This window comes from Bifidobacterium sp. ESL0704 (assembly GCF_029392075.1).
In the GTDB taxonomy this organism is placed as follows: domain Bacteria; phylum Actinomycetota; class Actinomycetes; order Actinomycetales; family Bifidobacteriaceae; genus Bifidobacterium.
The window spans coordinates 1,648,216-1,671,092 of sequence record NZ_CP113929.1; the positions used below are offsets into that span (position 1 = coordinate 1,648,216).

Annotated in this window: 21 protein-coding genes and 1 riboswitch; of the genes, 3 read left to right on the forward strand and 18 right to left on the reverse strand. The window is 56.6% G+C overall.

Going from position 1 to position 22,877, the window contains the following annotated elements:
* The first annotated feature begins 59 nt into the window (after positions 1–59).
* Positions 60–902: an FCD domain-containing protein gene (locus OZX64_RS05920; protein ID WP_277172011.1), complete on the forward strand. Its 843-nt coding sequence runs from the start codon at positions 60–62 to the stop codon at positions 900–902.
* 165 nt (positions 903–1,067) lie between these two features.
* Here OZX64_RS05920 and OZX64_RS05925 read toward each other — a convergent pair whose 3' ends face one another.
* The 12 genes from OZX64_RS05925 to OZX64_RS05980 form a co-directional block, all read right to left on the reverse strand.
* Complete coding sequence (locus OZX64_RS05925) at positions 1,068–2,402, reverse strand: gluconate:H+ symporter (protein WP_277157147.1); 1,335 nt, start codon at positions 2,400–2,402, stop codon at positions 1,068–1,070.
* Between the two features lie 87 nt (positions 2,403–2,489).
* Positions 2,490–3,263: an SDR family oxidoreductase gene (locus tag OZX64_RS05930; protein ID WP_277172013.1), complete on the reverse strand. Its 774-nt coding sequence runs from the start codon at positions 3,261–3,263 to the stop codon at positions 2,490–2,492.
* Between the two features lie 119 nt (positions 3,264–3,382).
* Positions 3,383–3,904, reverse strand: a complete 522-nt coding sequence (locus OZX64_RS05935) for a gluconokinase (protein ID WP_277172015.1) — start codon at positions 3,902–3,904, stop codon at positions 3,383–3,385.
* Between the two features lie 521 nt (positions 3,905–4,425).
* Positions 4,426–5,718, reverse strand: a complete 1,293-nt coding sequence (locus OZX64_RS05940; RefSeq protein WP_277172017.1) for a solute carrier family 23 protein — start codon at positions 5,716–5,718, stop codon at positions 4,426–4,428.
* 360 nt (positions 5,719–6,078) lie between these two features.
* The gene (locus tag OZX64_RS05945; protein ID WP_277172019.1) at positions 6,079–6,891 is read right to left on the reverse strand and encodes a histidine phosphatase family protein; all 813 of its coding nucleotides are present in this window, start codon (positions 6,889–6,891) and stop codon (positions 6,079–6,081) included.
* A gap of 335 nt (positions 6,892–7,226) precedes the next feature.
* On the reverse strand, positions 7,227–7,682 hold the full coding sequence (locus OZX64_RS05950) for an Hsp20/alpha crystallin family protein (RefSeq protein WP_277157140.1): 456 nt from the start codon (positions 7,680–7,682) through the stop codon (positions 7,227–7,229).
* Positions 7,683–8,001: 319 nt separating this feature from the next.
* Entirely contained in the window at positions 8,002–8,427 is a 426-nt protein-coding gene (locus OZX64_RS05955; protein WP_277157139.1) for a nuclear transport factor 2 family protein, read from the reverse strand.
* A 163-nt stretch (positions 8,428–8,590) separates the two neighbouring features.
* Positions 8,591–8,947 (reverse strand): DUF488 domain-containing protein, encoded by a 357-nt coding sequence (locus tag OZX64_RS05960; RefSeq protein ID WP_277172021.1) that lies wholly within the window; start codon positions 8,945–8,947, stop codon positions 8,591–8,593.
* Positions 8,948–9,268: 321 nt separating this feature from the next.
* Entirely contained in the window at positions 9,269–9,478 is a 210-nt protein-coding gene (locus OZX64_RS05965; protein WP_277157137.1) for a zinc ribbon domain-containing protein, read from the reverse strand.
* A gap of 283 nt (positions 9,479–9,761) precedes the next feature.
* Positions 9,762–10,448, reverse strand: a complete 687-nt coding sequence (locus OZX64_RS05970) for an SDR family oxidoreductase (RefSeq protein WP_277172023.1) — start codon at positions 10,446–10,448, stop codon at positions 9,762–9,764.
* Positions 10,449–10,568: 120 nt separating this feature from the next.
* Entirely contained in the window at positions 10,569–11,786 is a 1,218-nt protein-coding gene (locus OZX64_RS05975; protein WP_277172025.1) for a type II toxin-antitoxin system HipA family toxin, read from the reverse strand.
* A 168-nt stretch (positions 11,787–11,954) separates the two neighbouring features.
* Positions 11,955–12,245, reverse strand: coding sequence for a helix-turn-helix transcriptional regulator (locus OZX64_RS05980; RefSeq protein ID WP_277172027.1), 291 nt, complete (start codon positions 12,243–12,245; stop codon positions 11,955–11,957).
* Between the two features lie 274 nt (positions 12,246–12,519).
* Between OZX64_RS05980 and OZX64_RS05985 the strand changes: the two genes are divergently transcribed.
* Positions 12,520–13,233, forward strand: coding sequence for a Fic family protein (locus OZX64_RS05985; RefSeq protein ID WP_277172029.1), 714 nt, complete (start codon positions 12,520–12,522; stop codon positions 13,231–13,233).
* 85 nt (positions 13,234–13,318) lie between these two features.
* On the opposite strand, the gene ychF is transcribed toward OZX64_RS05985, so the two are convergent.
* Positions 13,319–14,407: a redox-regulated ATPase YchF gene (ychF, locus tag OZX64_RS05990; RefSeq protein WP_277172031.1), complete on the reverse strand. Its 1,089-nt coding sequence runs from the start codon at positions 14,405–14,407 to the stop codon at positions 13,319–13,321.
* Between the two features lie 365 nt (positions 14,408–14,772).
* Positions 14,773–14,950: riboswitch (Lysine riboswitch) on the forward strand.
* A 125-nt stretch (positions 14,951–15,075) separates the two neighbouring features.
* Here ychF and OZX64_RS05995 point away from each other — a divergent pair.
* The gene (locus tag OZX64_RS05995; protein ID WP_277172033.1) at positions 15,076–16,689 is read left to right on the forward strand and encodes an amino acid permease; all 1,614 of its coding nucleotides are present in this window, start codon (positions 15,076–15,078) and stop codon (positions 16,687–16,689) included.
* A gap of 248 nt (positions 16,690–16,937) precedes the next feature.
* Here the strand turns inward: OZX64_RS05995 and OZX64_RS06000 are convergent, their stop codons facing one another.
* The 5 genes from OZX64_RS06000 to OZX64_RS06020 form a co-directional block, all read right to left on the reverse strand.
* A complete protein-coding gene (locus OZX64_RS06000) occupies positions 16,938–18,077 on the reverse strand; it encodes a glycerophosphodiester phosphodiesterase family protein (protein ID WP_277172035.1) in 1,140 nt (379 codons plus the stop codon).
* 164 nt (positions 18,078–18,241) lie between these two features.
* Positions 18,242–18,874 (reverse strand): Type 1 glutamine amidotransferase-like domain-containing protein, encoded by a 633-nt coding sequence (locus OZX64_RS06005; RefSeq protein ID WP_277172037.1) that lies wholly within the window; start codon positions 18,872–18,874, stop codon positions 18,242–18,244.
* 125 nt (positions 18,875–18,999) lie between these two features.
* A complete protein-coding gene (gene proC / locus OZX64_RS06010; protein WP_277172038.1) occupies positions 19,000–19,806 on the reverse strand; it encodes a pyrroline-5-carboxylate reductase in 807 nt (268 codons plus the stop codon).
* Between the two features lie 237 nt (positions 19,807–20,043).
* The gene (locus tag OZX64_RS06015) at positions 20,044–20,988 is read right to left on the reverse strand and encodes a beta-galactosidase small subunit (RefSeq protein ID WP_277172040.1); all 945 of its coding nucleotides are present in this window, start codon (positions 20,986–20,988) and stop codon (positions 20,044–20,046) included.
* The gene (locus tag OZX64_RS06020) at positions 20,978–22,870 is read right to left on the reverse strand and encodes a glycoside hydrolase family 2 TIM barrel-domain containing protein (protein ID WP_277172042.1); all 1,893 of its coding nucleotides are present in this window, start codon (positions 22,868–22,870) and stop codon (positions 20,978–20,980) included. The genes OZX64_RS06015 and OZX64_RS06020 overlap by 11 nt, the downstream gene beginning before the upstream one ends.
* Positions 22,871–22,877 lie beyond the last annotated feature (7 nt).

Here is a 22,877-nt window from a genome sequence, read left to right on the forward strand (position 1 = left end):
ATATGCATTTTTTGGGAACATATACGAATTTATCTGCCAACTTTTGCTAGGCTGGAACCATGAGCAATAAACAAGAGGGCTCAACGACAAGTCCTGGCCACACCCCTGAAGCGCAAACCGGAAACGGTCAGGGGCAAAGTCCGCTATCCGTAGAGGACTCGGCCACGAAAGACAGCCCTGTGCAAGATCCGTCAACCTCTTTGGACCCACCGCAAAGCCCGGTTCCCCTGCACCATGCCGTCGCCGAACAGCTCGCGGTCGATATCATCGAAAACCGCTGGAAACCCGAAACCAGCATCACGCTCAACGATATACAGAAACGTTTCTCGATTTCCAGAACCGTGGCGCGCGAGGCCGCCCATACCCTGCAATCGGCCAATGCCGTCATCGTCAGGAAGCGGGTAGGGCTCATCGCCCAGGAATTAGACAAATGGCTTTCACTGGATACACAGGTCATCGAATGGAAACTTCATTCCAGCTACCGTAAGGAACAACTGCTGACATTGACCGAGCTGCGTCTTGCTGTAGAGCCGATAGCTGCGGGCGATGCGGCGTTGCATGCGCCTATGGAAACCAAGGCCCTCATGCCGGTCCTGGCCAGCGAAATGCGCAAAAACGGGGAATCGAACCATATCGACGAATTCCATACACTCGATATCCGCTTTCATAACGAAGTGCTCAGCCATAGCGGCAACGAGCTTTTCACCGCTCTCTCCCCATTGGTCGATATTGTGCTGAAAAGCCGCGTAGAACAAGGCCTTTACCCGCTCAAACCACGTCCAGACGCATTGGACGCACACGAAAAAGTGGCGGAAGGCATTTGGAAAGGCGACGCTCAACTCGCCCATGACGCCATGACCTATATCGTCAACGAGGTCCGCAGCACCACGCAAGAGTCATAACGCCCAAAGGAAACCGTCCAAATACAACAATCGGGTTTCGCCTCCTCTCCATCGAGAGGGAGCAAAACCCGATTTTCAATATATATATGGGACCTGGCAATCCCATGGACGCGTCAGGTCATTGCCGATCGGCAACAACCCGGCCCTTCAGGGCATGCCATCGTCTCATACAAACAACGACAGACAGAGCACCGAGAGCAAGCCCACAACCGAAATCACCGCCGTGGCCACCGTCCAGGACGACAGGGTGTCCTTCAGCGAAAGACCGAAGTATTCCTTGATCATCCAGAAACCGGCGTCATTGACGTGGTCGCAGAAGACGGAACCGGCTCCGACCGCCAACACCATCAACGCGGGATTGGCACCGGTGGAGGCAATCAACGGCAGTACCAGACCTGCACCGGTCAGGGAGGCAACGGTCGAAGAGCCGACGCAGACACGTAGGATAGCCGTGATAAGCCAGGCGGCGATCAGCGGCGGCATGCTGATGTTGGTGAACAGATGGGAGACATACGTCGAGACACCGCCGTCGACGAGGACCTGCTTGAAGGCCCCGCCGCCGCCGATGATCAGAAGCATCATGGCGATCTGCTTGACGGACTGTTCCATGGAAGCGGTGATCTCGCCCATCTTCCTCTTCTGATGGAAGCCCATCGACCACATGGCGAAGAGCATCGAGAGCAGCATGGCGATATCGGGAGCGCCGATGAACTGGATGGCCTCGTTGACGACGTTCTTCTTGGGAATGATGAAGGAGCAGATGGTAGCGAAGGCGATCAGGATGACCGGCAGCAACGAGGTGAACACGGAGATGCCGAAGCCCGGAGTGTCCTCGGTCTTGAATTCCTTGTATTCGCCGAGGACGGTGATGTCGATGTCCTTGCGGTACAGCCCCGGACGCAGCTTGTGCAGCAGGTGGTTGAACAGCGGTCCGGAAATGATGACCGTCGGAATGGCGACGATGATGCCATAGATCATCACCTGGCCCATGTCGGCACCGAGCGTGCCCACGATTGCGGTGGGTGCCGGGTGCGGGGGCAGGAACGCATGGGCGACATTCAAGGTGACGGCTGCGGATAGGCCGAGTTCCATGAACGGCATATCGATCTCGCGGGCGATCACGAAGATGATCGGCAGCAGGACGACGAGGCCGACCTCGAAGAACAGGGCTATGCCGACGATGAAGGATGCCAGAACGACAGCGATCTGAATGTGCTTGCGCCCGAATTTGTCGATCAGCGTCATCGCGATACGATGGCCGCCGCCGGAGTCGGAAACAAGCTTGCCCAGCATCGACCCGAAGCCGAAGATGACCGCAAGATGGCCGAGCTGGCCTCCGATACCGGTTTCGATGGTCGTCGGGATCTTGGCGATCGGAATCTGAAGGACGAGCGCCGCCAGAATGGAAGTGATCACGAGCGAAACAAACGTGTTGAGCTTGCATTTCGCAATAAGGAATATCAGCACTGCTACGGCGCAGGCTACGATTACTAATGGCATTCCTTTTTACCTCTCTATTGTTTTTGATAATTTTCCGCATCTTTCGACAAGGAAACAACTTGGTTACAGGCCTTCGTCGACCTCGGGTCAGCGCAGCAGATATCCACCGTCGACGGGGAGCATCACACCGGTGACATAGTCGGAAGCGGAAGAGCACAGAAACACCATCGCGCCCATGAGCTCGCTCGGGTCCCCCCAATGGCCCGCGGGGATATGGTCGCCAATCTCGACGCTGCGAACGGGGTCGTTCTGCAACGCGAGGGTCATCGGCGTGTTGATATAGCCGGGAGCCAGACCATTGACCTGTACGTTATACGGAGCGAGCGCATCGGCATAGGCCTTGGTCAATCCCACGACGGCATGCTTGCTTGCGGCATAGGGGAAAATCCTTTTGCCGGCGCGGTAGGACTGCATGGAGCCGATATTGACGATCTTGCCGCTCTTCTGCTGCATCATCACTTTCGCGACTTCATGGGAAAGATAATACAGCGCGTTGAGATTGACGTCGATTACCCTGCGCCAATCCTCGTCTGGAAAATCCGCCAGGTCGTGGCGAAGCTGGATGCCAGCATTATTGATCAGCACATCGATGCGCCCGAATTGTTCGATCGCCTCGTCGACGATATGTTTCGCGGCCCCATCAGCGGTGATGTCCTGCTTGATGAACACGATTTTGCGGCCGTTGCCCTCGACGATTGCTCTGGTCTCGTCCCAGCCGTTCTCGGTGGCGCTGACGACGCAGACATCGGCCCCGACGGCGCTGACGGCTTGGGTATAGTACTTCCCCAGTCCGCTTGCCCCTCCGGTGATGAGCACGACTTTATCCGTCAGTTCAAAACTGTGAATTGAGAATTCCCCCATATTATCTTTCCCCTTCTTTGGTTTAAAGCTCTGTCAAGCATGAATCCGGGCGAGTGCCGCAGCAGTGACGGCTTCGACTTCCTTGCGGCACTCACCAAGAGTCGCCTCAGCTGGGCAAACTAGGCGATTTTGCCGGTTTGCTCATAACGCTCAATAACGTCGATGGCACGGTTCTCGACCTCTGTCGGATCGCCCTGTACCGAAACCGTCACGCCGTTTTCGTCTTCCTGAAGAGGCTCAAGATCGGCGAACTGACTGGGGAGAAGCGACGGCGGCATATAATGCCCCTTACGCTTGGCCAGACGATCACCGATGAGCTCCTGGGTTCCGGAAAGATGAACGAAGAGAACGTCGACATGCTTATGGAGCACTTCGCGGTACTCCTTCTTCAACGCCGAGCACGAAACCACGGTGGAGTTGCCCTGCTTGTCCTGATCGGTCATCCATTGGCTGATGGTCTCCAGCCATGGCCAACGGTCCTCATCGGTAAGCGGTATGCCGTGGCTCATTTTGTCGACATTGGCCTTCGGGTGGAAGTCATCGCCTTCAGCCATGACAAAGCCCAAACGGTCTCGGACAGCCTGCGCCACAGTGGTTTTGCCGCATCCGGCAACTCCCATGATGACAACATGAATGCTCATACTAACCTCCTGCGTCCTTGCATTAAACAATTGACGAAGGTTACTATATGACGATAAACTTGTTTTGTCAAAAGAATGACTAAATAGTCTAAAAATAGTACTTATTGAAATAGTCAGACATTTCAGCTTTGTTGATTCGACGCTGCAACCATCAAACCGCTCGGAAAGCCCAGCTATCCTGTGCGCGGCGAAATCGGCGGAATGCGCGATCCAGCCTTGCTTGACAAGCAGGGAAACCATTTCGAGGCCAATCCCTGACGCCCCATTAGTGACCACCGCGATTCCCTGCCCGTCTCCGATTCCCTGCCCGTCTCCGATTCCCCGTCCGTCTTCGATTTCCTTCATCCGTGACGAGTAGTCCAACGATCACATAACGCGTATGGTCCGGTTGAGACCGTATCAAACACGTTTGCGATGACGATGATCCATAAAAAGCGAACCGGATGACGATCAGATCGTCATCCGGCAGATATTGCGAGCCGGCGTTGTCGTTAACAATGACTCTTATTCATCGTTGCGCCTCACTCCGTACCGTCCTTGGCGATGGCTCCGGTGGCGCGGCCGATGGCCTTGAGGCCGTGGTACATCACCAGCACCGCGACGGTGCCGATGGCGATGCCGTTGAACTTGACACCGCTGATGGCGAAGCCGAAGTCGGCGATGCCGATGATCATCGTGACCGCGGCGGTCATGTTGTTCAACGGCTTGCCGAAGTCGACGTGGTTGTCGACCCAGATGCGCACGCCGACCATGCCGATCATGCCGTAGAGCAGTGTGGTCACGCCACCCAAGACGCCGGAGGGAATCGTGTTGATGACCGCGCCGAACTTCGGGCACAGGCTCAGGATCAGGGCGAAGGCGGCCGCACACCAGTAGGCGGCGGTGGAATAGACGCGGGTGGCGGCCATCACGCCGATGTTCTCGCCGTAGGTGGTGGTGCCGGAGCCGCCGCCGAAGCCGGCGATCGTGGTGCCGAGACCGTCTGCGAAGAGCGCGGTGCCGATCTGGTCGTCATAGTCACGGCCGGTCATCTGGGCGACCGACTTGACGTGGCCGACGTTCTCGGCGATCAGGACCATGACCACCGGGATGAACATGGGCAGCACCGAGAAGTCGGCCTGCGGCATGTGGAATTGAGGGAAGCCGATCCACGATGCCTTGGCGACCGCGGCGAAATCGACCTGACCGCGGAAGCAGGCGTAGGCGTAGCCGACCAAGACACCGAGCAGAATGTTCAGGCGGCCGAGCAGCCCCTTGAAAAGCACCGCGATCAAGAGGACCGCTACCAGCGTCACCGCCGCGGTGTCAGGAGCCTTCTGGAAGTTGGACCAGACCGAGGGAGCCAGGTTGAAGCCGATGATGGCGACGATGGCGCCGTTGACCACCGGAGGCATGATCAGGTCGATCCACTTGGCGCCGGCGAAGTGGACGAGGATGCCGACCAATGCCAACAGGATGCCAGTGCACATGATGCCGAAGCCCGCAGCCGGGATACCGGCACCGAGCCCCTTTTCAGTCTCGACGGCCGTAATAGGGGCTATAAAACCAAAAGAGCTACCCAGATAACTGGGTAGCTTATTGGTATTGATCAACAGGAACAACGCGGTGGACATCGCCGTAAAGAACAATGTCGTCGACGGATCGAAATGCGTCAGTATCGGAACGAGGAACGTCGCACCGAACATCGCGATCACGTGCTGGGCGCCAATACCAGCCGTTCGGCCCCACGTCATGCGCTCGTCAGGGTCGATCACCTCTCCCGGATTCAACGTCTTGCCGTCACCATGCAATTTCCAGGTGAACATGTTGCTCATCCTTGACCCTCCTTTTGGGCATACTTCTACCACGAATTGGAAATACGGGATTTACCGCGCGGCTTTGAGTTCGTCACGCGCTTTGGGATAGTTTAATGCACCTTTGGACATTCGGCGTGTCGCGCTCATCTGATGAACATGACAGAATACATGAACGAAAGCAATAACTATCTTCGCAGACTCCAACTGACGTGGTGGGGCTGGGATATACAATGCTCGACACGCTCCGGGCCGCTCAGGCCAAGTCTTTACGGTCAAGCATCGCATATCCCAGCCCCACCACTCAACCAAACTTATGACAGTTCTCAATTATTAAATCGCTAAATAGCTGGGAAGATACGTATCACCACTGAACGCGATTTAGAGGTGAGGAGTAACGGACTGCACCACGTCCACCAGATCGCCGTTGGAGAGCAGCGGGCGCTGGAACTCGCGCCATGGATCGACTTTGACCGTCCAACGCCCGGTGTCCTTGTCGTAAACCGGGCGGGCGGTCTGCTCGAAGTGGATCCGTTCGTCGGTGCGCCCGGTATCGGGGTCACGGCGCGAATAATGCAGGCAGGTGCAGTTGGTAATCTTCCAATGGTCGCTGTCGGCACGGCGCAGGAATTCCTCGTCGGAAAGGTCTTCGAGGGTCAGCATCAGCGAAAGCATGAAGTCGCCGTGCGTCACCGCGATGACGGACTGTGCCTCGGCGCGGCGGTTGAGTGAGGTCAGCAGATTGTGGGCTCGGTTCTCGGCCACATCGGCGATGGATTCGCCGGCCGGCGGACGCCAGTAGAGCGGGTCGGTTTTCTTGAACATCCAGTTGCGCTCATAGTTGTTCTTGAACACCTCCTGGGTCACGGTGCTGATCTCACCCCACGAACGTTCACGCAGCACGCGAGTCTCCTCCCATTTGGCCTTGGGCAGCGCCATGGTCGCCGCGGTCTCACGGGTACGAACGTAAGGGGACACCAGATAACGGTCGAAGAGCTGCTGCTGCTCGACGAGCCAGCGGCCGATGCAATAGGCCTGCTTGCGTCCCGTCGCCGTGAGCCGCCACGAACGGTCGGGAACGGTGACGTTGTCTTGTGTAAAGAGCGAATTGTCGCCGTGCTCCCCCGCCTTGACGATGACGTTCGCCTCCGACTCCCCGTGTCTGATCACATACAAATCCAAAGGCATGCCCATGTGCTTTACCTCGTTTCCACTATTGTTGCGTCAATCTTCATTGTTTGCTACCAACCATTATCGCACAGCGCAAATCGAATATGACGACAATTCACGGAACCATTGCTCCGTTGCAATCCCGAAACTGCCCCTTATACAGGAACAAGTGCCACTTTCCCTTGCGTTAGAGGCACAATTGCCAGAAACTGCCTCCAAACCCACAGCAAACACGAGTTCTCGTTGCGTTAGAGGCGCTAACAAGCGAAACTGCCCCTGGCCTTACCGCGAATTCATTGTCGCGATAAGTCAGGGGCAGCCGCTTCAACCATCCTTAGCCGAACAATCGACCAAGCAAATCAGCCTTCGATGGCAATCTGGTGCTTGGCCTCGACCTTCGGGGCTGGCTGCACCTTGGCGATTTCAAGGCTCAACGTACCGTTCTTATAACCGGCATGGATATCCGATTCCTTGACCTCGTCGCCGACGTAGAAGCTGCGCGAGCAGGTGCCGGCGTAACGTTCGCGGCGCAGCCACTTGCCCTCATCATTCTTCTCGTCATGGCTCTCGTCGCGCTTGGCCGAGACGGTCAAGTAGCCGTCGTGCAATTCAAGGGCGATGTCGTCCTTGTTGAAGCCGGGCATATCGATGGAGACGTCGTAAGCCTTGTCGGTCTCACGGACATCGGTCTTCATCATATTGGCCGAGGAAATCGGGTTGCCCATACGGTTGCTGGAATCGCCCCAACCGGCGAAGAACGGATCGTCGAACAAATCAGAGAACGCATCATGCATCAAAGCCGGAAACATAGCCATAATCAATACTCCTAAGCATCTGAGGCAAGCCGTGACGCCTGCGGCCGGAAGAACCGGCCAGGTGACGAGACGCTCCGGAACCTTGCGGCTCCAAGTCTTTATCGTGTCACTATGTCCAACCGTTATTCCCGCTCCGGCTTCCCGAATTTAACCTGCAGTGAACAAAACTTGAGTCACTTCGACTCAAGTTTTGAAAACCACACATAGTAACAGCTCACCGCTGCGGAAACATCAAAACGGGTCATTGCGGTCAGCAATAACCCGTCCTCTTGCGTTGATCACGCCATCAAGATTTCACCAAGCCGAAGCTCGCGGCCGCTCATTCATCCCTATAGGGATAGTCGCGGCGACGCTTGGCGCGAAACTCACGAACCCGCTTGATCTTGTTCTGGCGGTTGAATTCGATGACCGAGACCCCGTCGAAATCCTCGGATTCGCCACCGCTTTTCCGCGCCGCAAACGTCCAGAACACGGTGATCGACGGCTGCCCCTCACGGCCGCGAGCGTGGGTGAAATTGGCTATCTTCCACATCGAGACGGCCTGATGTTCCATCGAATCCTCAATCCAGCGATGAATCTGGCTGCGGTTCTCATAGATATGACCGTTGCTTTCCTCATAGACACAATCAGGGGCGAAATACGCATCGAGCTTGTCGAAGTCTCGCGTTACCCACATGTTGAAGTAGTCGGAAACGGCACGCTCACGCTTACGTGCCCTCGGTATCGATAACGTCACTGTCGCCATAACCATTATCATACGCTATACAACCCGTGTTACACGGCCATGATATCGGATTTGTCTCGAAAATTTATGGCTTCACGACATTCTGTGGCAATTCGTCGCACAATCACGTATGGTTGTTTCATTTATCCAGCAACAACAAAATATGGCAACGAAATATCGCAACTCACGAAAGCCGACCGTCGAGATAATCCTTCAATACTATCGCCTGATTATGTTGCGGGTCTTTGGCTCCGTAGAGCAAGGTAACTTTGGGCTGTTCTCGACATATCGAGACCAACTTGTCGACCGTTTCCGTGTTGGCATCAAGCTCTTTGCGGTATTGTTCGGCGAACTCGTCGAACTTGGCGGGATCGTGGCCGAACCACTTGCGCAGTTGCGCGCTCGGGCCGATCTCCTTCAACCACAGATCGAGTTTCGCGTTCACCTTCGAAATGCCGCGCGGCCAAAGCCGATCGACCAAGACACGATAGCCGTCGCCATCCTCGGCCGCTTCATAAACCCGCTTCAACGCAATCGTCATATCCAACGCTCCTTTGGCCTTTCGATCAAGCGTAGCGCCAATGCCCTCGAAGCGACAGACGCAAAAGCCATAGGCGAACCATTCAAAGTCGCTCGGTAGAGATGAGATTTCTTGATGGCAATGCCAGGATTGCTCGAAACGGATTCCTCAATGTGAATTTCTTGAAACGGATTTCTTGAGGCCACAACAGGAATGGTGGTTTGGGCGGCCCGGCATCATCGTCGCCGACATGAAGCCCAGCATTCGCCACCCACTACGCGGCGGCTGCCGGAACACGCTTCGAAACCCACCGCATAAAACAGGTAATCCGGTGCCGCACGCTCAGCTCATCAGAAAATCGAGAATATTCATGCCGGCGTCCGTCTCGGCACGATACAGCTCGGTGTATCCGCATTGCGTGCAACTGACGGTGATGAACTTCTTGTTCTGCACGTTGAACAGCTTGGCGAACTCCCCGCCGGTCGCCTGGAACTGGTCGGAAGTGTAGTGCCGGCAACCGCACTTTTCGCATACGTACTGTTTCTGTTCCATCGGTAGACCTTTCGTTTCCATCGGAACCCTAATCGGTCATTCAATTTAACCATAGACCCGGGGCAGAAAACTCGACATATCGGCAGTGAATATGCCTTTTATTAGTGCAAATCGCACTCCGAAACCGTTACGATCGACCAACACCATAACCGGAGCGAGTCGGTCTGGTATGAGCCGGCTGACGGCTACCGAATACCAACGGAAACGAAACGTGCCGTAACCAACCCGACGTTGCGGCACGTTCTCAGCATTCAAACATCTGATCTGATAGTCTTGCGCCCGATCAGACGAGCACCTCGTCGATCGGCTTGTCACCGTCGTAGAAGGCGAGGGTCTTGCGCTTGGCGACATCCGCCGAGAGCACGCGGGCGATAACCGCCGCGACGTTGCCGCGCGAGGTCTTGCGCTGCTCGGGCGTGGCAGGCTTGCCGTCAATCATCGTATGGTCATCGGTCAGGACAATCCTGTCGGTTTCCGGCTCGAGCGTAAGCATGCCTGGGCCGAGAATCGTATATTCAAGCGAGGAATCGAGCAGATGTGCGTCGGCATCGTGCTTGGCCTGCGCATACGGTACGAACGATTCCGGCCAACCCATTTCTTTCGGGTCGCGATCGGCGGTGTCGTAAGAGACCATCACGAATCTACGTACACCGGCCTTTTGCGCGGCATCCATCGCATTGACCGCGGCCTGATAATCGACGGCGTGCGTACGGACGGCATCCCCACCGCCTGCTCCGGCCGAGAACACGACGGCGACGGCGCCTTCGAACAAGCCGGCGAAACTGTCGACATTGGCGTGCTCCATATCGAAAACCACCGGGTTCGCGCCAGCGGCCCGCACATCATCGGACTGCGCCGGGTTGCGGATAACCGCGTCAACGCTGAACCCTGCTTCCTTAAGCTTCGGCTCGGCGAGCAACGCCACCTTGCCATGCCCGCCCAAAATCACCACACGTCGCTGATTGCCCATATCGATTCCTTTCGAAAGTTTGAACATCCATCGTTATTGATGAACTATAACCACCTTTATCATGCCATAAAAATGCCGTTACGCGCAAAGAGCGAATTGGCGGATTCGATACTGCGGCAACTAGAACTCGGCCAATTGTTGCAAAGTATGCTGGAACCTTGCTTCCATAATAGAAATCGAGTAATTATCAATGTGCCGTAACCTGGCACGCGGAACGGCCTGCCTGATGACGGAGGAAAGCGATACAACGTAATCATGTGCCATCGAACGTGAAATGTCGAATAGTTCCAATGCTTCCTCACCCATCAATGTCGTAACGTCCACATGAGCATCACCGAATAGCGCAAGTTGATGCCTGTCATCCGCCTGCTCTTGATACGGTTCCGGATTCAAATCAAATGCCGGCGAAAGCTGCCAGCCTCTCGACGAATGCAAAAAGCCATGATTGCGTAAATGGTCGTCAAGATTGCCGATTGCGGCCCCGAACATGGCACGTTGCCAGAGTTGATGGGTATCGGCACCTATCTGACGCGAGAACTCAACCAAATCAAGCCAATCACCGCCTTCACCATCCTCCGCTTCCAGCGCCGTCATCGCAGAAATATAGGGGATTCGCCGCAGCTTTTCTGGCTGACCGTCCTCTTCCCGATCGAAACGTTTGGTAAGAAGAACAGTCCGCTGTCGGTTATCTGAATCCTTGATGCTGATGACACGATGTTCCGGCACGACGATTCCAGCCTGCTCGGCAAGTTCCAGAATCACCGCTTCCCAACCGATGACGTCCCAATCATCGCCATCAGGCTTCGGAAACTTGGCCAGCCACAATGCGTTATGGTCGAATACGGACGCTTTCGGACGGGCACCTCCCAAAGAACCCGTCGCTCGGTACAACCTGCGCAGGGAGGTATCATCCACTTCGCGATTCTCTTCAACAGCGTCCGCGGTATCCAGCAATCCCGACAAATCCGTAAGTACTGGTACTCCTTCATCGCCTGCGAGCGCCTTCCCTTCTCCGAAAAATCTGACCGCACCCTGACGCGTTACGTCATTGACACCCAAAAGATATTCGGATTCCGGCAAGTTATGCCGCTTACGATTACGTTCAAGCAGTTTCCTGCCCCAACGATCGGGAGCGGCATCGGAAAATGGTCCCAGACCGGCGAATACGAAGGGAGAAAGGGAAAGCGGAAGGCCGGGAGCAAGGTCAAATGAATCAGGGTTGTCAACGTAATCGGAACGATATCTGAAGGTGGAACTGGGGCCGTTGAAATACAACGTTCCAGCAGTTAGCTCCTTACCGTTTTCGACAGTCGTTCGGACTTCAACTTGTTGACTCATAGCTTTCACCCCAGTTCTTTTCCTTATTTTCCGGGTTATTCAACTGCAATTGTTCATTCTTCAAACAAACTAACTAACAGTTTAGTAATCCCTCGCTGGCATTCGGAAATAAATCCTGCATGGCCGTAGCCGAACCTTCTTATCATCTATGTTTCAGCACCAATTCCATTACCGCACGCGCTTGGGCAGAATCTGCGCGGCACGGACCATACCCAAGTCATGCGAATACGGATCAGCGGCCTTGACCATATAATCGGCCAGCTGAAGTATGCGGGCGACGGTAATGAGTGCATCTGAACGCACTGGCCGGCCATGCTCAAGATTCGTCACGGTAGTCTCGCTGATCGCCGCACGCTTGGCCACGTCACTGACCCGCAGCCCAAGCAACTTACGTTGCGCCGCGAAGTGCTCCCCGATTACCCGCAGGTCCCGTTTCGTGGTAGTAGGCGTATATTTCATTACTTATCAACTACCTTAAGCATTAGTTTTCTATTGTTTAAATTAATTATACTATAGAATACTAATGCTTAAATTTCAAAATTTCGCTTGCCGATACAATATACTATCTGACCGATTAAAAGGAACGTTATTGCCTAAATAACTAGCTCAGCAAATTCCTCAAACGGTACCCACAGAAATCATTCTCATAATCATCTATAATCAAGAAGTCATCGCAGAACTTTGTTTCGTGACAAAATCTTTATACACAGCATCAGATAAGGAGAACAAGATTATGGTGGCAAAGCATAACGTTTCTCCTTTGATGACCGTCAAGGGACTTGCCGGGCTGCTGTACCGAATAGGACGCACCTTTGACGGGCTCAATACCTCGCGCATGGCCACCGAGGAATTCCTACGCACCGGCAATCCCAACGTTGTCGGTTCACGCAACGACTATGCGCTGCTGTGCGATTTGAAGGACGCCTCCTCGTATGTCATCGAATACGACTATTCGACACGGCCCATGGATTTGGCATGGTTCACAGGTATCAACGCGGAAATGACCCGTACAGCTGCGATGGAACCCGGCGTGCTGAGAACCGCAGAGAACGTCATCGTCTCCACTCATCGAGGTACATACACTCCCCCAGTGCCTTCTGCCGTGGCAATCGAGCAGGAACTGACTTTAGTTTCTGACGACAGCACGTCAGCAGCGTCGAGCACAGCAGATAGCACCGCAGCACTCGCGCACAATGTACAGCCCCTCGAACGTGCCTCACACCTTTTCGCAACGCTGGCCAAGATGCAACCGTTCGGCAACGGCAACAAGCGCACTGCTTTGCTCGCCGCCAACGGATTGCTGCTCAAGCTACATTCATCCGACGTACTTGCCGTACCTGTCGAGTCACCAGACCGAGACATCTTCAATGACCAATTAAGCGCTTGGTACCTCGACAACGATTCATCCGTCGTTGATTGGCTTGCAGAGTGGAACCATAGAAATTAACTAACCTTGAACAGCAAGAGCGGCTCGACACCGACAAAGCATCGAACCACTCTTCAAAGTTAAGAAAGTTAAGCCTATCGCAGCCTCACACGTTGAACTTGAACTCTACAATGTCACCGTCCTGCATCACGTAATCACGACCCTCCTGGCGGAGCTTGCCTTCCTCCTTGATCTCGTTCATGCTGCCCTTGGCGGCGACGAAATCATCGTAGGAGACGATGTCGGCCTTGATGAAGCCACGCTCGAAATCGCTGTGGATCACGCCGGCGGCCTGCGGGGCGGTCCAGCCCTGATGAATCTGCCAGGCGCGCACTTCTTTGACGCCGGCGGTGAGGAAGGTCTGCAGGCCGAGCACGTCGAAGCCGACGCGGGCCAGCTGGTCGAGGCCGGATTCCTTCAAGCCCGCATCCTCAAGCATCTCGCGGGCGTCGGCCTCATCGAGGTCGGTCAGATCGGATTCGAACTGCGCGTTGAGGAAGATCGACTGCGCAGGAGCCACGGAGTCGGCGAGCTTCTTCTGCAGGTCCTTGTCGGTCAGCTCATTGTCATCAACATTGAAGACGTAGATGAACGGCTTGGCGGTCATCAGATGCAGGTCATAGATGTCGGCCTTGTCGATTTTACCCGCGGATGCAGCATGATCGATGGTCTCCCCTTCCGAAAGAATCGACTGCGCCTTCTTGACCGCGTCCATATATTCCTGCGTGACCTTCTTGCCACGCAGCTCCTTCTCGAGCTTCGGCAACGCGTTCTCGATAGTCTGCAGGTCGGCAAGCATCAGCTCGGTGTTGATGGTGTCGATATCATCGGACGGGTCGACCTTGCCATTGACGTGGACGATGTCGTCATCCTTGAACGCACGCACGACCTCGCAGATCGCGTCGGCCTCGCGAATGTTGGCCAGGAACTTGTTGCCCAAACCCTCGCCCTCGGAGGCACCCTTGACGATGCCGGCGATGTCAACGAAGGTGACCGTGGCCGGCACAATCTTCTCGGTGCCCACCAGCTTGGCCAGCACGGGAAGCCGTTTGTCGGGCAGCGGCACGATACCCGTGTTGGGCTCGATGGTGGCGAAGGGATAGTTTTCCGCAAGCACGTTGTTGCGGGTCAGGGCGTTGAACATGGTGGACTTGCCGACATTCGGCAGACCGACGATTCCGATAGTTAAAGACATACCTCAAGTCTAGCGTCAAGACGGACGAAACAAGAGGCTCCGCCACGCATGCCAACGTCCATGTTATCGAAGCCTCTTCATGGCCGCCAACAGCGACAGAACAATGCCATCAACCGCTGATGAGCGTCGCAAAACCTCCAGCAGAGAGAGCTAGTGGTACATTTGCGACGCCAATCGGCCAATTCGCGTCGCAAATCCTCCAGCAATCCGCTTTAGTGGAGGAATCATGACACAATATCGACGATTCGCGTCGCAAATCCTCCATTACCTCCAATCTCCCCGTAGGACGGTATCGATGAAAATCTCAGAAACCGATGATTTCGATGCATTTGTCTCGAAAACCACCTATAGTCGCACATATCATCAATCACAGAAGAGGTCGCTGAATCCATCAGTAACCGGCCAGAGACGCGGTGGCGCCCATGAAGGTCGGTGAAAGGGAATTCAGCCGAAATTTCCTGTCGCCTCCGAGATGGGAAGTTGGGTCTGGGTCCAAGAAATCCAGAACTGTCGCGGACAACACCGCGGAGCGCTATCGATGAGAATCGTTGTGAGGCTTTTTCGCGATGAGGCGTGGCTTTATTGATCAACCCGGTCCTCATCAGGCGAGTACCACAACGACAATTCGCATCATCTGTAGGCTTCTTCCCTACCGGAAGGAAAGCAGTATGTCGGCACAAACCGACCATACCGAAAACACGCCCAGCACATCAGCGTCGTCTTCGGCGAGCAGGGCAACGACAGGCAAAGCGGCAAGTCAATCAACCACAGCCGGAGTCAACACCGCGGCGACACATCCCATCCCGCCGATCGGCAACAAGGGCAAGTCGGGAGGCGTGCAGCGCAACCTCAAGACTCGTCACGTCTCGATGATCGCGCTCGGCGGCTGCATCGGCACCGGCCTGTTCATGACCTCGGGCTCCACCATCTCCAAGGCCGGCCCCGGCGGCGGACTGGTGGCCTATATCGCCATGGGCATCATGGTCTACTTCCTGATGACGAGCCTCGGCGAGCTCGCGACCAACCAGCCGGTCTCGGGTTCCTTCGCCACCTACAACGCCAAATACGTCGACCCGGCGCTCGGATTCGCCATGGGCTGGAACTATTGGTTCAACTGGGCCATCACCGTCGCCGTCGACATCTCCACCGCGGCCCTCCTGATCCAATATTGGCTGCCGAACACCCCGGGCTGGATATGGAGCCTCATCGTATTGGTGGTCATCTTCCTGATCAACGCCCTGACCGTCTCCGCATTCGGCGAGACGGAGTATTGGTTGTCGCTGATCAAGGTCGTCACCGTCATCGTCTTCCTCGTGCTCGGTTTCGCCATGATTTTCGGTATCATGTTCCATCCGGCAGTCGGCTTCGGCAACTTCACCTACAAGGACGCCCCGTTCGTCGGCGGTTTCCCGGCTATCCTCAGCGTCTTCCTCATCGCCGGCTTCTCGTTCCAGGGCACGGAACTCATCGGCGTGACCGCAGGCGAGTCGGCGGACCCGGAGCATGCGGTGCCCAAGGCCATCAACAGCGTCTTCTGGCGCATCCTGCTCTTCTATGTCCTCTCGATCTTCGTGATCGCCGCGCTCATCCCCTACACCAGTCCGAACCTGCTTTCGGCGGCCGACGGCAACATCGCGATGTCCCCCTTCACGTTGGTCTTCAAGCGGGCTGGCCTCGCTTTCGCCGCAAGCCTGATGAACGCGATCGTACTGACCGCAGTGCTTTCGGCGGCCAACTCGGGCATGTACGCCTCGACCCGCATGCTCTACTCGCTGGCCGATGACGGCTACGCCCCGAAGTTCTTCTCACGCACGACCAAGCACGGCATTCCGCTGGCGGCGCTCATCGTTACGACCATCATTTCGCTAGCCACGTTCGCCGCCTCGATTTTCGGCCAGAAGATCTACATGTGGCTCGTCGCGGCTTCAGGGCTCACCGGTTTCATCGCCTGGGTCGGCATCGCCATCAGCCATTTCCGTTTCCGTCGCGCGTTCATCAAGCAAGGCCACCAGCTTTCGGAGCTGAAGTACCACGCGAAGCTCTTCCCGCTCGGCCCGATCATCGCGCTCATTCTGTGCATCGTGGTCATCGGCGGGCAGAACATCGACGCGTTCGTCCATTGGGACTGGCAACAAATCGGCATCACCTACATCGGCTTGCCGTTGGTACTCATCCTCTACATCGGTTATAAGATCAAGTACCATACTCACATCATCCCGCTGGACGAAGTGGACGTCTCCCCAACCGAGATCTCAAAAGAGCATAAGAAAACAGCTATCTAACAGAATAACTATCGTATGAGATAGCTTTCGGGTGCGTCTGGCAAATGAAAAAATGCCGGACGCACCTTTCCTTTTATTCATCGCTATCACAAACGAAGGTTCATTTGCTATCGGCAATGCAAATCGGCAATTCTTCCAAACCTCCCGAATCAGCGCACAATCATCCTTCTGCACGATTCAGTCTCCACGAAGGAACGAATGCAACGACGCCACGTATTTAGCGGCTCACGGCCTCCCATCCGCACAGTTCAGTCTTCCGACGGTATGAACGCCTCGAAAATAAAGTAACCGAAATCACGACCGCAATGCTCGAGCTCTTCGGTGCTACGCGGGGTCCAAGCCACCGGCACGGCACCCAACGCACGGGCCGAACGCACCTGAATCGAGCGGCCGCCATGCCAGTCATAGGCCACGAAATCCGGTCGTGACACCCAGTTGAAACCGAGCTTTCCCGCAATCCAAGGCATGACGCCGCGCTGCAACGAGTGCAGATTCGCCTGCAAATCAACATCACGATCAATCGGGAACGGCGATGAGACGGCAAGCTGTCCGCGGAAAACCTCGGGATGGTTCTGGCGATACCAACGCATGGCCATCGGATTGAACGACTCTACTACGTACGCTCCGTCGTAGGCGCGCAGCAGCCTGTCGCCGCTTTCCATCAGCAAACGCTGACGAGCGCCCCACGAATTGCCTTCGAACTTGTATTCGACAATAATCGGCACACGGCCGTCGACGACCTTCAGCACGTCGGAAAACAGCGGGACGTGCTGGTATTGGCTTTGCTGCGGCAACGGCATGATCTTCTCGGCTTCCAGCTCGGCTTGAGAAAGAGGTTCGGCCTTGGCATCCCCGTATACGCTCGGGTTCGGGAACAGCGGGATATGACGCAATTGGTCGTAGGTCAGATCGGCAACACGTTGCGGGCAACCGGCCACACGCAACAGATCGGGGTCATGAACCACCACGACCTTGTCGTCGGCAGTGAGCTGCAGGTCAAGTTCGATGCCGTATCCGGCTTCGCAGGCGGCGGAGAAAGCGGCAAGCGAGTTTTCCGGGGCGATAGGTCGCTCATCGTTTTCCCGACCCGCACCATACCCGGCCTTACGGGCCATGCGACGGGCGAGGTTGATATATCCCCCATCGGTTTTCCGATATTGCGCGGACAGACCAGAACCGGCGTCATGCAGGCCTCGATGCGCATACCAGACATCCGGCATGGACGGCACGTTATGGCGTTCACGGTCTTGGCGAGACCTCGGCGATATGGCCCAGATACCTGCGCCCGCAAGCGCCAACCCGGCAAACGCCGCACGGACGAGCAGCGATCGCCTACCTTTCCCGACAGCGTTGTGTACATCTTGACGCGATACTGAACGATGTGACATCGCCGGTCCTCCTTCGATGTTCCTTCATGCAAGGATGCTGATATCCCATCATAGGGTCATTGGCCAACGAAAAAACAGACACCGCCATCATCGCACTTTTGTGTCAGTTCATATCGAACGGATGCCAATCCAAATCAGACGCATCCAAATATGCGATTCCCGCTTCAACGCCTGTGGACGAGCACCTTGGCTCCGTTGACAACCACTGTCCACGCGTCTTTGAGGGCATGCGTGGCATGTCCCTGCCGCCGCTCCAACGAGGCGATGAGGCGGGCTGCCCGGCCCATGAAAGGATGATCGAGGTGAGGGATGACGCGGAAATCGACCAGATTGAGACCGGTTGTATCGCCATCGGCAACGGCACCGCGCTCGTCCATCGGCTCGATATAGCTGATATCGGGAGCAGTGACGACGGCACCGGCCGAGACACCGACGTAGGGTGTGCCGTCGTGCACCAGAGACGCAATGACACGGCCGGCACCGCTACGTTTGAGTTCGCGCAGGAGATGAAAGCTGTTGCCGCCACCCACCCAGATGACGTCCGAGGAGGCAAGCACATGTCTGAGCTCATCGCGCATCGTCGTCGCCAAATCGATGGTGTGAACCCGGAAACCGTTGAGTCTCATCATCAGGCGGACAAACGGCCGGAACCAGCGGCTGAGTTCGTGGTCATCGGCGGCGGGGATATAGGCAATCCGCCATTTCGGCGACGCCGGGTCACGATGGCGGCCTAGCAATCCACGCCGCAACACGCGCAGGGCCGGCAGGACGCTGGAGGCCAATATCATCTTTGCCATGCCGGTCTCCTTCCCGTCACATGCGATTCATCGTCGTTTGCGTTTATCTTATAACCGAAAATCCGCGAAAACGCCGCGGCGCGCGCCTGGTAGGAAGCACACGCCACACTCGATAGCCGCGTAAATCAGCCGTTCTGGATGGCGTCGACCCCGGAGATCACCGCTCCGCGGAAGCCTTGCTTTTCCAGCTCGGTGACGCCTTTGATGGTGGTGCCGCCCGGCGAGCAGACCGCGTCCTTCATCGCACCGGGATTGGTGCCGGTGGCCATGTAAAGCGCCCCGACACCTTCGGTCATCTTCGCGGCGAGACGGTAGGCGGTCTCGCGCTTCAGGCCGTATTTCACGCCGGCGTCGGCAAGCGCCTCGATGTAGATGGCGGTGAAGGCGGGCGCGCAGCCGGCCACGGACGAGCCGATGTCCATCAGCGGGGTGTCGACCCGTTCGATCAAGGCGATCGACGAGAACAGCGCCTCGAAGGTCTCACGCTGGGAATCAGCGAGCGTGTTCGCGTTTTCGGTGACAAGGATGCCCTGACCGACTTCGATGGGCGTGTTGGGAATCACGCATTGCACATGGGCATCATCGCCCAGAAGCCTTTGATAGTAATCAAGGTTGCGGCCTGCGGCAATGGAGATGACGAATTTGCCTGCGCCTTTGAGCTCATCCAGAACATCGGCGAGCGCCGTTTCAATCTGACCGGGCTTGACGGCGACGATGACGACATCGGCAGCTGCGACCGTTTCCACGGCACTATGGGTGGCCTTGGCACCGATGGCTGATGCGGCGGTCTGCGCTTTGTCGAAATGGCCGGAGTTGGCGACGATCTGCGATCCGTCGATCACTCCCCCGTTGACCAGACCTTTGGCGATGCCTTGCGCCATGTTGCCGAAGCCGATGAATCCCACCGTGATGTCATGTATGTTCTGCGTCATAAAAACTCCTTGCCGCTACTCGAATATCCGGCGCAAGCGGCGTGAACAACGACCGCAGGCCGGAATGATCCCGACGAATCATCTCGTCATCAGCATAGGCAACCATGACCCCGAGTCAATCGCAAACACCGTTTTCTTGGCAATTTGGTCTCATTGCGCATGCAACGCAATACATGAACGACACCGTGACACAACAGCCGACCGCCTCAGTCACCGAATAGCTCCGTGGCCGCCGAACTACGCCTTGACCTCGAAAGCGAACCGCACATCCTGCTCGCCGCTGATCGAACAGTCCTCACCCACGGGGGCGCCCCAACTGTCGATACCGCCTACGCCTCGGACGGCTCCGTATATCGTCAGCACCGTCCGCCTTGCCGGAGGCAGTTCCTCCTGATGGGTGGCGTTCTCGAGTTCCAGCGGGGTATACGGCAGGCAGCTGAACGCGAAAGGCCTGTCAAGGCAGGCGAAGGTGAGACTGAACGGCGCGATGGCGGCGTCGGCGTTGTTGAGCGTCGTTTCCCGTTCGACACGCACCCAGTCGGTATCCATATGCATGCCGCATTCCTGGGGCACCAGATATGGGGCGACGGGCATGCCAACGACGGCGACAAGCTGTTTCTTGCCTGCACCGAGCCGATCGGGATAGGTCTCGCCCGGCAGACCGAAGTAGGTGAAACCGGTGGCCGGCGTCGGCATGACCATACGCAGCCCGAAAGCCGGCAGTTCCGGCAGCCCTTTTTGGCCGTGATAATGCACTGCCACCGTCAGATTTCCCGCAGCACCAAGCGTATAGCGGACATCCACCGTCGTGGACGGAACGGTCGGCGTGGTGAACGTATAACACAGCGAGGCAACAGAGGCATACAGCTGTCCTCCCGTGCTTCCGTCCGCAGGGGTGTAGGGAATGACGAACGGTTTGCCGTCGACTTCGAGGCTGGGTCGCCCGGCCGTGCTGAACAGGTCGGCACCGACCCATTGCGCCGAACGGCATGAGAACCCGTTGCCTCGGTCGTTGTCGGTCGTCGCTCTCCAGAACGCCGGACGCGGGGCGCTATACAGCCATTCCTTGCCTCCGGTTTTCAAAGAGACCAGGCCGGTGCGGTAATCGAACAGGCAATCGCGGCCGCAGGCATGCAGGCCGATCATCTCTTCATCGATGACAATGCGTACGTTATCGGTCATATCTGCCATACTCCTCGTTCACTGCCTGCATCGCGGGCTTTTCGTTTCCATCGGCGAACAGCAACCCGTCACCGGAGAACTGGCGTTCGGTGGGCCGATCGTCGAAATCACCGCCGTAGCGCATCACTTTGCGCCCGGTGACGCTATCGGTAACCTCGATGGCCTGGTCCTTGAAGTCCCAGATGAAGCCGCCGGCATATTGCGGGTAGCGGTCGAACAGGTCCATATACGCGCGAAGACCGCCGACGGAATTGCCCATGCTGTGCATGTATTCGCAAAGGACGAACGGCTTCTTCGGGTCGTCTTCGAGATATTTGGCCGCGTCCGCCGGCGTCGCGTACATCCTGCTTTCGAAATCGGATATCCGGTCCTCGTACTTGCGATTGTGAACGACCCCTTCATAGTGCACCGGTCTGGTCGGATCGGTCTTTTTGTAATACTCGTTCATCGCCGCGATGTTCTCGCCGGCGTAGGATTCGTTGCCGAGCGACCAAAAGAGAATCGAGGGATGGTTCTTGAGCGTCTCGTACTGGGTGCGGGCGCGGTCGATGACCATCTCACGCCATTGTGGGAAGCTGCCGGGCACATTGTAGGAGCCGTCCTCGCCGCCGAGCTTCTGCCAGGTGCCATGCGATTCCATATTCGTTTCGGCCATCACGTAGATTCCGGCCTCGTCGCACATCCGGTACCATTCAAGCCGGTCGGGGTAATGGCAGGTGCGCACGGCGTTGATATGGTTCGCCCTGATGGTAGCCATATCGGCGTCCATATCCGCCTGCGTGATGGCACGGCCTCGCGTGGCGCTCCATTCGTGGCGGTTGACGCCGAGCAGGAGCAGGCGTTTGCCGTTGAGACGAACGACCTTATCGGCGCCGATCTCGATGCGCCGGAACCCCACGGCCTGCGGCACAACCTCCACAATCTCGCCTTCGGCATTGAACACGGTGAGCGTGAGACGATACAGGTAGGGATTGGTGTGCGACCACAGATGCGGGTTTTTAACGATGCAAGCCGGCCAGTTGGTTTCCCCCTGCGCGTCGATGGTTTCGTCGACGATGACGTTGCCGTCGCAATCGGCCAGTTGCATCGTCACCTTGGACCCGTTTTGCACCGGCGTTAGCCTGGCACCGACGTTGAGCACACCGGTATGGTCATCGTCTTTCAGGACCGGCCTGACGTCCAGATCCTCGACATGCGTTTCAGGAAGCGACAACAGGCTCACCGGACGGAAGATGCCGAAGAAACGGAAGAAATCCTGATCCTCGATCCAGCTGGCCGTGCAATGCCGGAAAACCGCCACGGCGATGAGGTTCTCACCGACATGGGCATACGGACTCAGATCGAAAGTGCTGGGAGTGAACGAATCCTCGGCATACCCTACGAATTGCCCGTTGCACCACAGGTAAAACGCACGTTCCACCCCCTCGAAACGGATATGCAGCGGACGACTGGCCCATTGCTCGCCCAAAACGAATGTATTGCGATAGAGGCCCACCTGATTGTCGGGCGCCTCTGAGAAGCTGCCAGCTTGAGGATCGTCCGGAGGAGTCGTATAGGCCGGGCGCCTGAACACGGAACCCTCCCAGGGGTAGGCGGTGTTGGTATATTGCAGCTGCGCGTGGCCGGAAAGCTCAATATGCCCCGGCACCTCGATCAGACCGAAACGTTCGGCCGGTGCATCCGTCGAATAGAACCGGTCCGGGATATGTTGGGGGCTGTCGGCGAGCGCGAACTGCCATTCGCCGTCCAGAGCACGCACGAGGCCGGAACGCCGTTCGCCGGCCTCCTTGGCATTTGCGTAGCAGCAATGGTCCGAATGCGCAGGCAATTCATTGACTCTGAACGTCTGCGGCTCGTCAAGCCATGTCAACGATGGTTCCATATGTCCT

Bases quoted from the DNA above. Each gene is read 5' to 3' on its own strand.
- ychF (WP_277172031.1), bottom strand. From the start codon at position 14,407: ATGTCTTTAACTATCGGAATCGTCGGTCTGCCGAATGTCGGCAAGTCC.
- OZX64_RS05925 (WP_277157147.1), bottom strand. From the start codon at position 2,402: ATGCCATTAGTAATCGTAGCCTGCGCCGTAGCAGTGCTGATATTCCTT.
- OZX64_RS05995 (WP_277172033.1), top strand. From the start codon at position 15,076: ATGTCGGCACAAACCGACCATACCGAAAACACGCCCAGCACATCAGCG.
- OZX64_RS05960 (WP_277172021.1), bottom strand. From the start codon at position 8,947: ATGACGATTGCGTTGAAGCGGGTTTATGAAGCGGCCGAGGATGGCGAC.
- OZX64_RS06000 (WP_277172035.1), bottom strand. From the start codon at position 18,077: ATGTCACATCGTTCAGTATCGCGTCAAGATGTACACAACGCTGTCGGG.
- OZX64_RS05945 (WP_277172019.1), bottom strand. From the start codon at position 6,891: ATGGGCATGCCTTTGGATTTGTATGTGATCAGACACGGGGAGTCGGAG.
- OZX64_RS05975 (WP_277172025.1), bottom strand. From the start codon at position 11,786: ATGAGTCAACAAGTTGAAGTCCGAACGACTGTCGAAAACGGTAAGGAG.
- OZX64_RS05980 (WP_277172027.1), bottom strand. From the start codon at position 12,245: ATGAAATATACGCCTACTACCACGAAACGGGACCTGCGGGTAATCGGG.
- OZX64_RS05970 (WP_277172023.1), bottom strand. From the start codon at position 10,448: ATGGGCAATCAGCGACGTGTGGTGATTTTGGGCGGGCATGGCAAGGTG.
- OZX64_RS05940 (WP_277172017.1), bottom strand. From the start codon at position 5,718: ATGAGCAACATGTTCACCTGGAAATTGCATGGTGACGGCAAGACGTTG.
- OZX64_RS06015 (WP_277172040.1), bottom strand. From the start codon at position 20,988: ATGACCGATAACGTACGCATTGTCATCGATGAAGAGATGATCGGCCTG.
- OZX64_RS06005 (WP_277172037.1), bottom strand. From the start codon at position 18,874: ATGGCAAAGATGATATTGGCCTCCAGCGTCCTGCCGGCCCTGCGCGTG.
- OZX64_RS05935 (WP_277172015.1), bottom strand. From the start codon at position 3,904: ATGAGCATTCATGTTGTCATCATGGGAGTTGCCGGATGCGGCAAAACC.
- OZX64_RS05955 (WP_277157139.1), bottom strand. From the start codon at position 8,427: ATGGCGACAGTGACGTTATCGATACCGAGGGCACGTAAGCGTGAGCGT.
- OZX64_RS06020 (WP_277172042.1), bottom strand. From the start codon at position 22,870: ATGGAACCATCGTTGACATGGCTTGACGAGCCGCAGACGTTCAGAGTC.
- OZX64_RS05930 (WP_277172013.1), bottom strand. From the start codon at position 3,263: ATGGGGGAATTCTCAATTCACAGTTTTGAACTGACGGATAAAGTCGTG.
- OZX64_RS05985 (WP_277172029.1), top strand. From the start codon at position 12,520: ATGGTGGCAAAGCATAACGTTTCTCCTTTGATGACCGTCAAGGGACTT.
- proC (WP_277172038.1), bottom strand. From the start codon at position 19,806: ATGACGCAGAACATACATGACATCACGGTGGGATTCATCGGCTTCGGC.
- OZX64_RS05950 (WP_277157140.1), bottom strand. From the start codon at position 7,682: ATGGCTATGTTTCCGGCTTTGATGCATGATGCGTTCTCTGATTTGTTC.
- OZX64_RS05965 (WP_277157137.1), bottom strand. From the start codon at position 9,478: ATGGAACAGAAACAGTACGTATGCGAAAAGTGCGGTTGCCGGCACTAC.
- OZX64_RS05920 (WP_277172011.1), top strand. From the start codon at position 60: ATGAGCAATAAACAAGAGGGCTCAACGACAAGTCCTGGCCACACCCCT.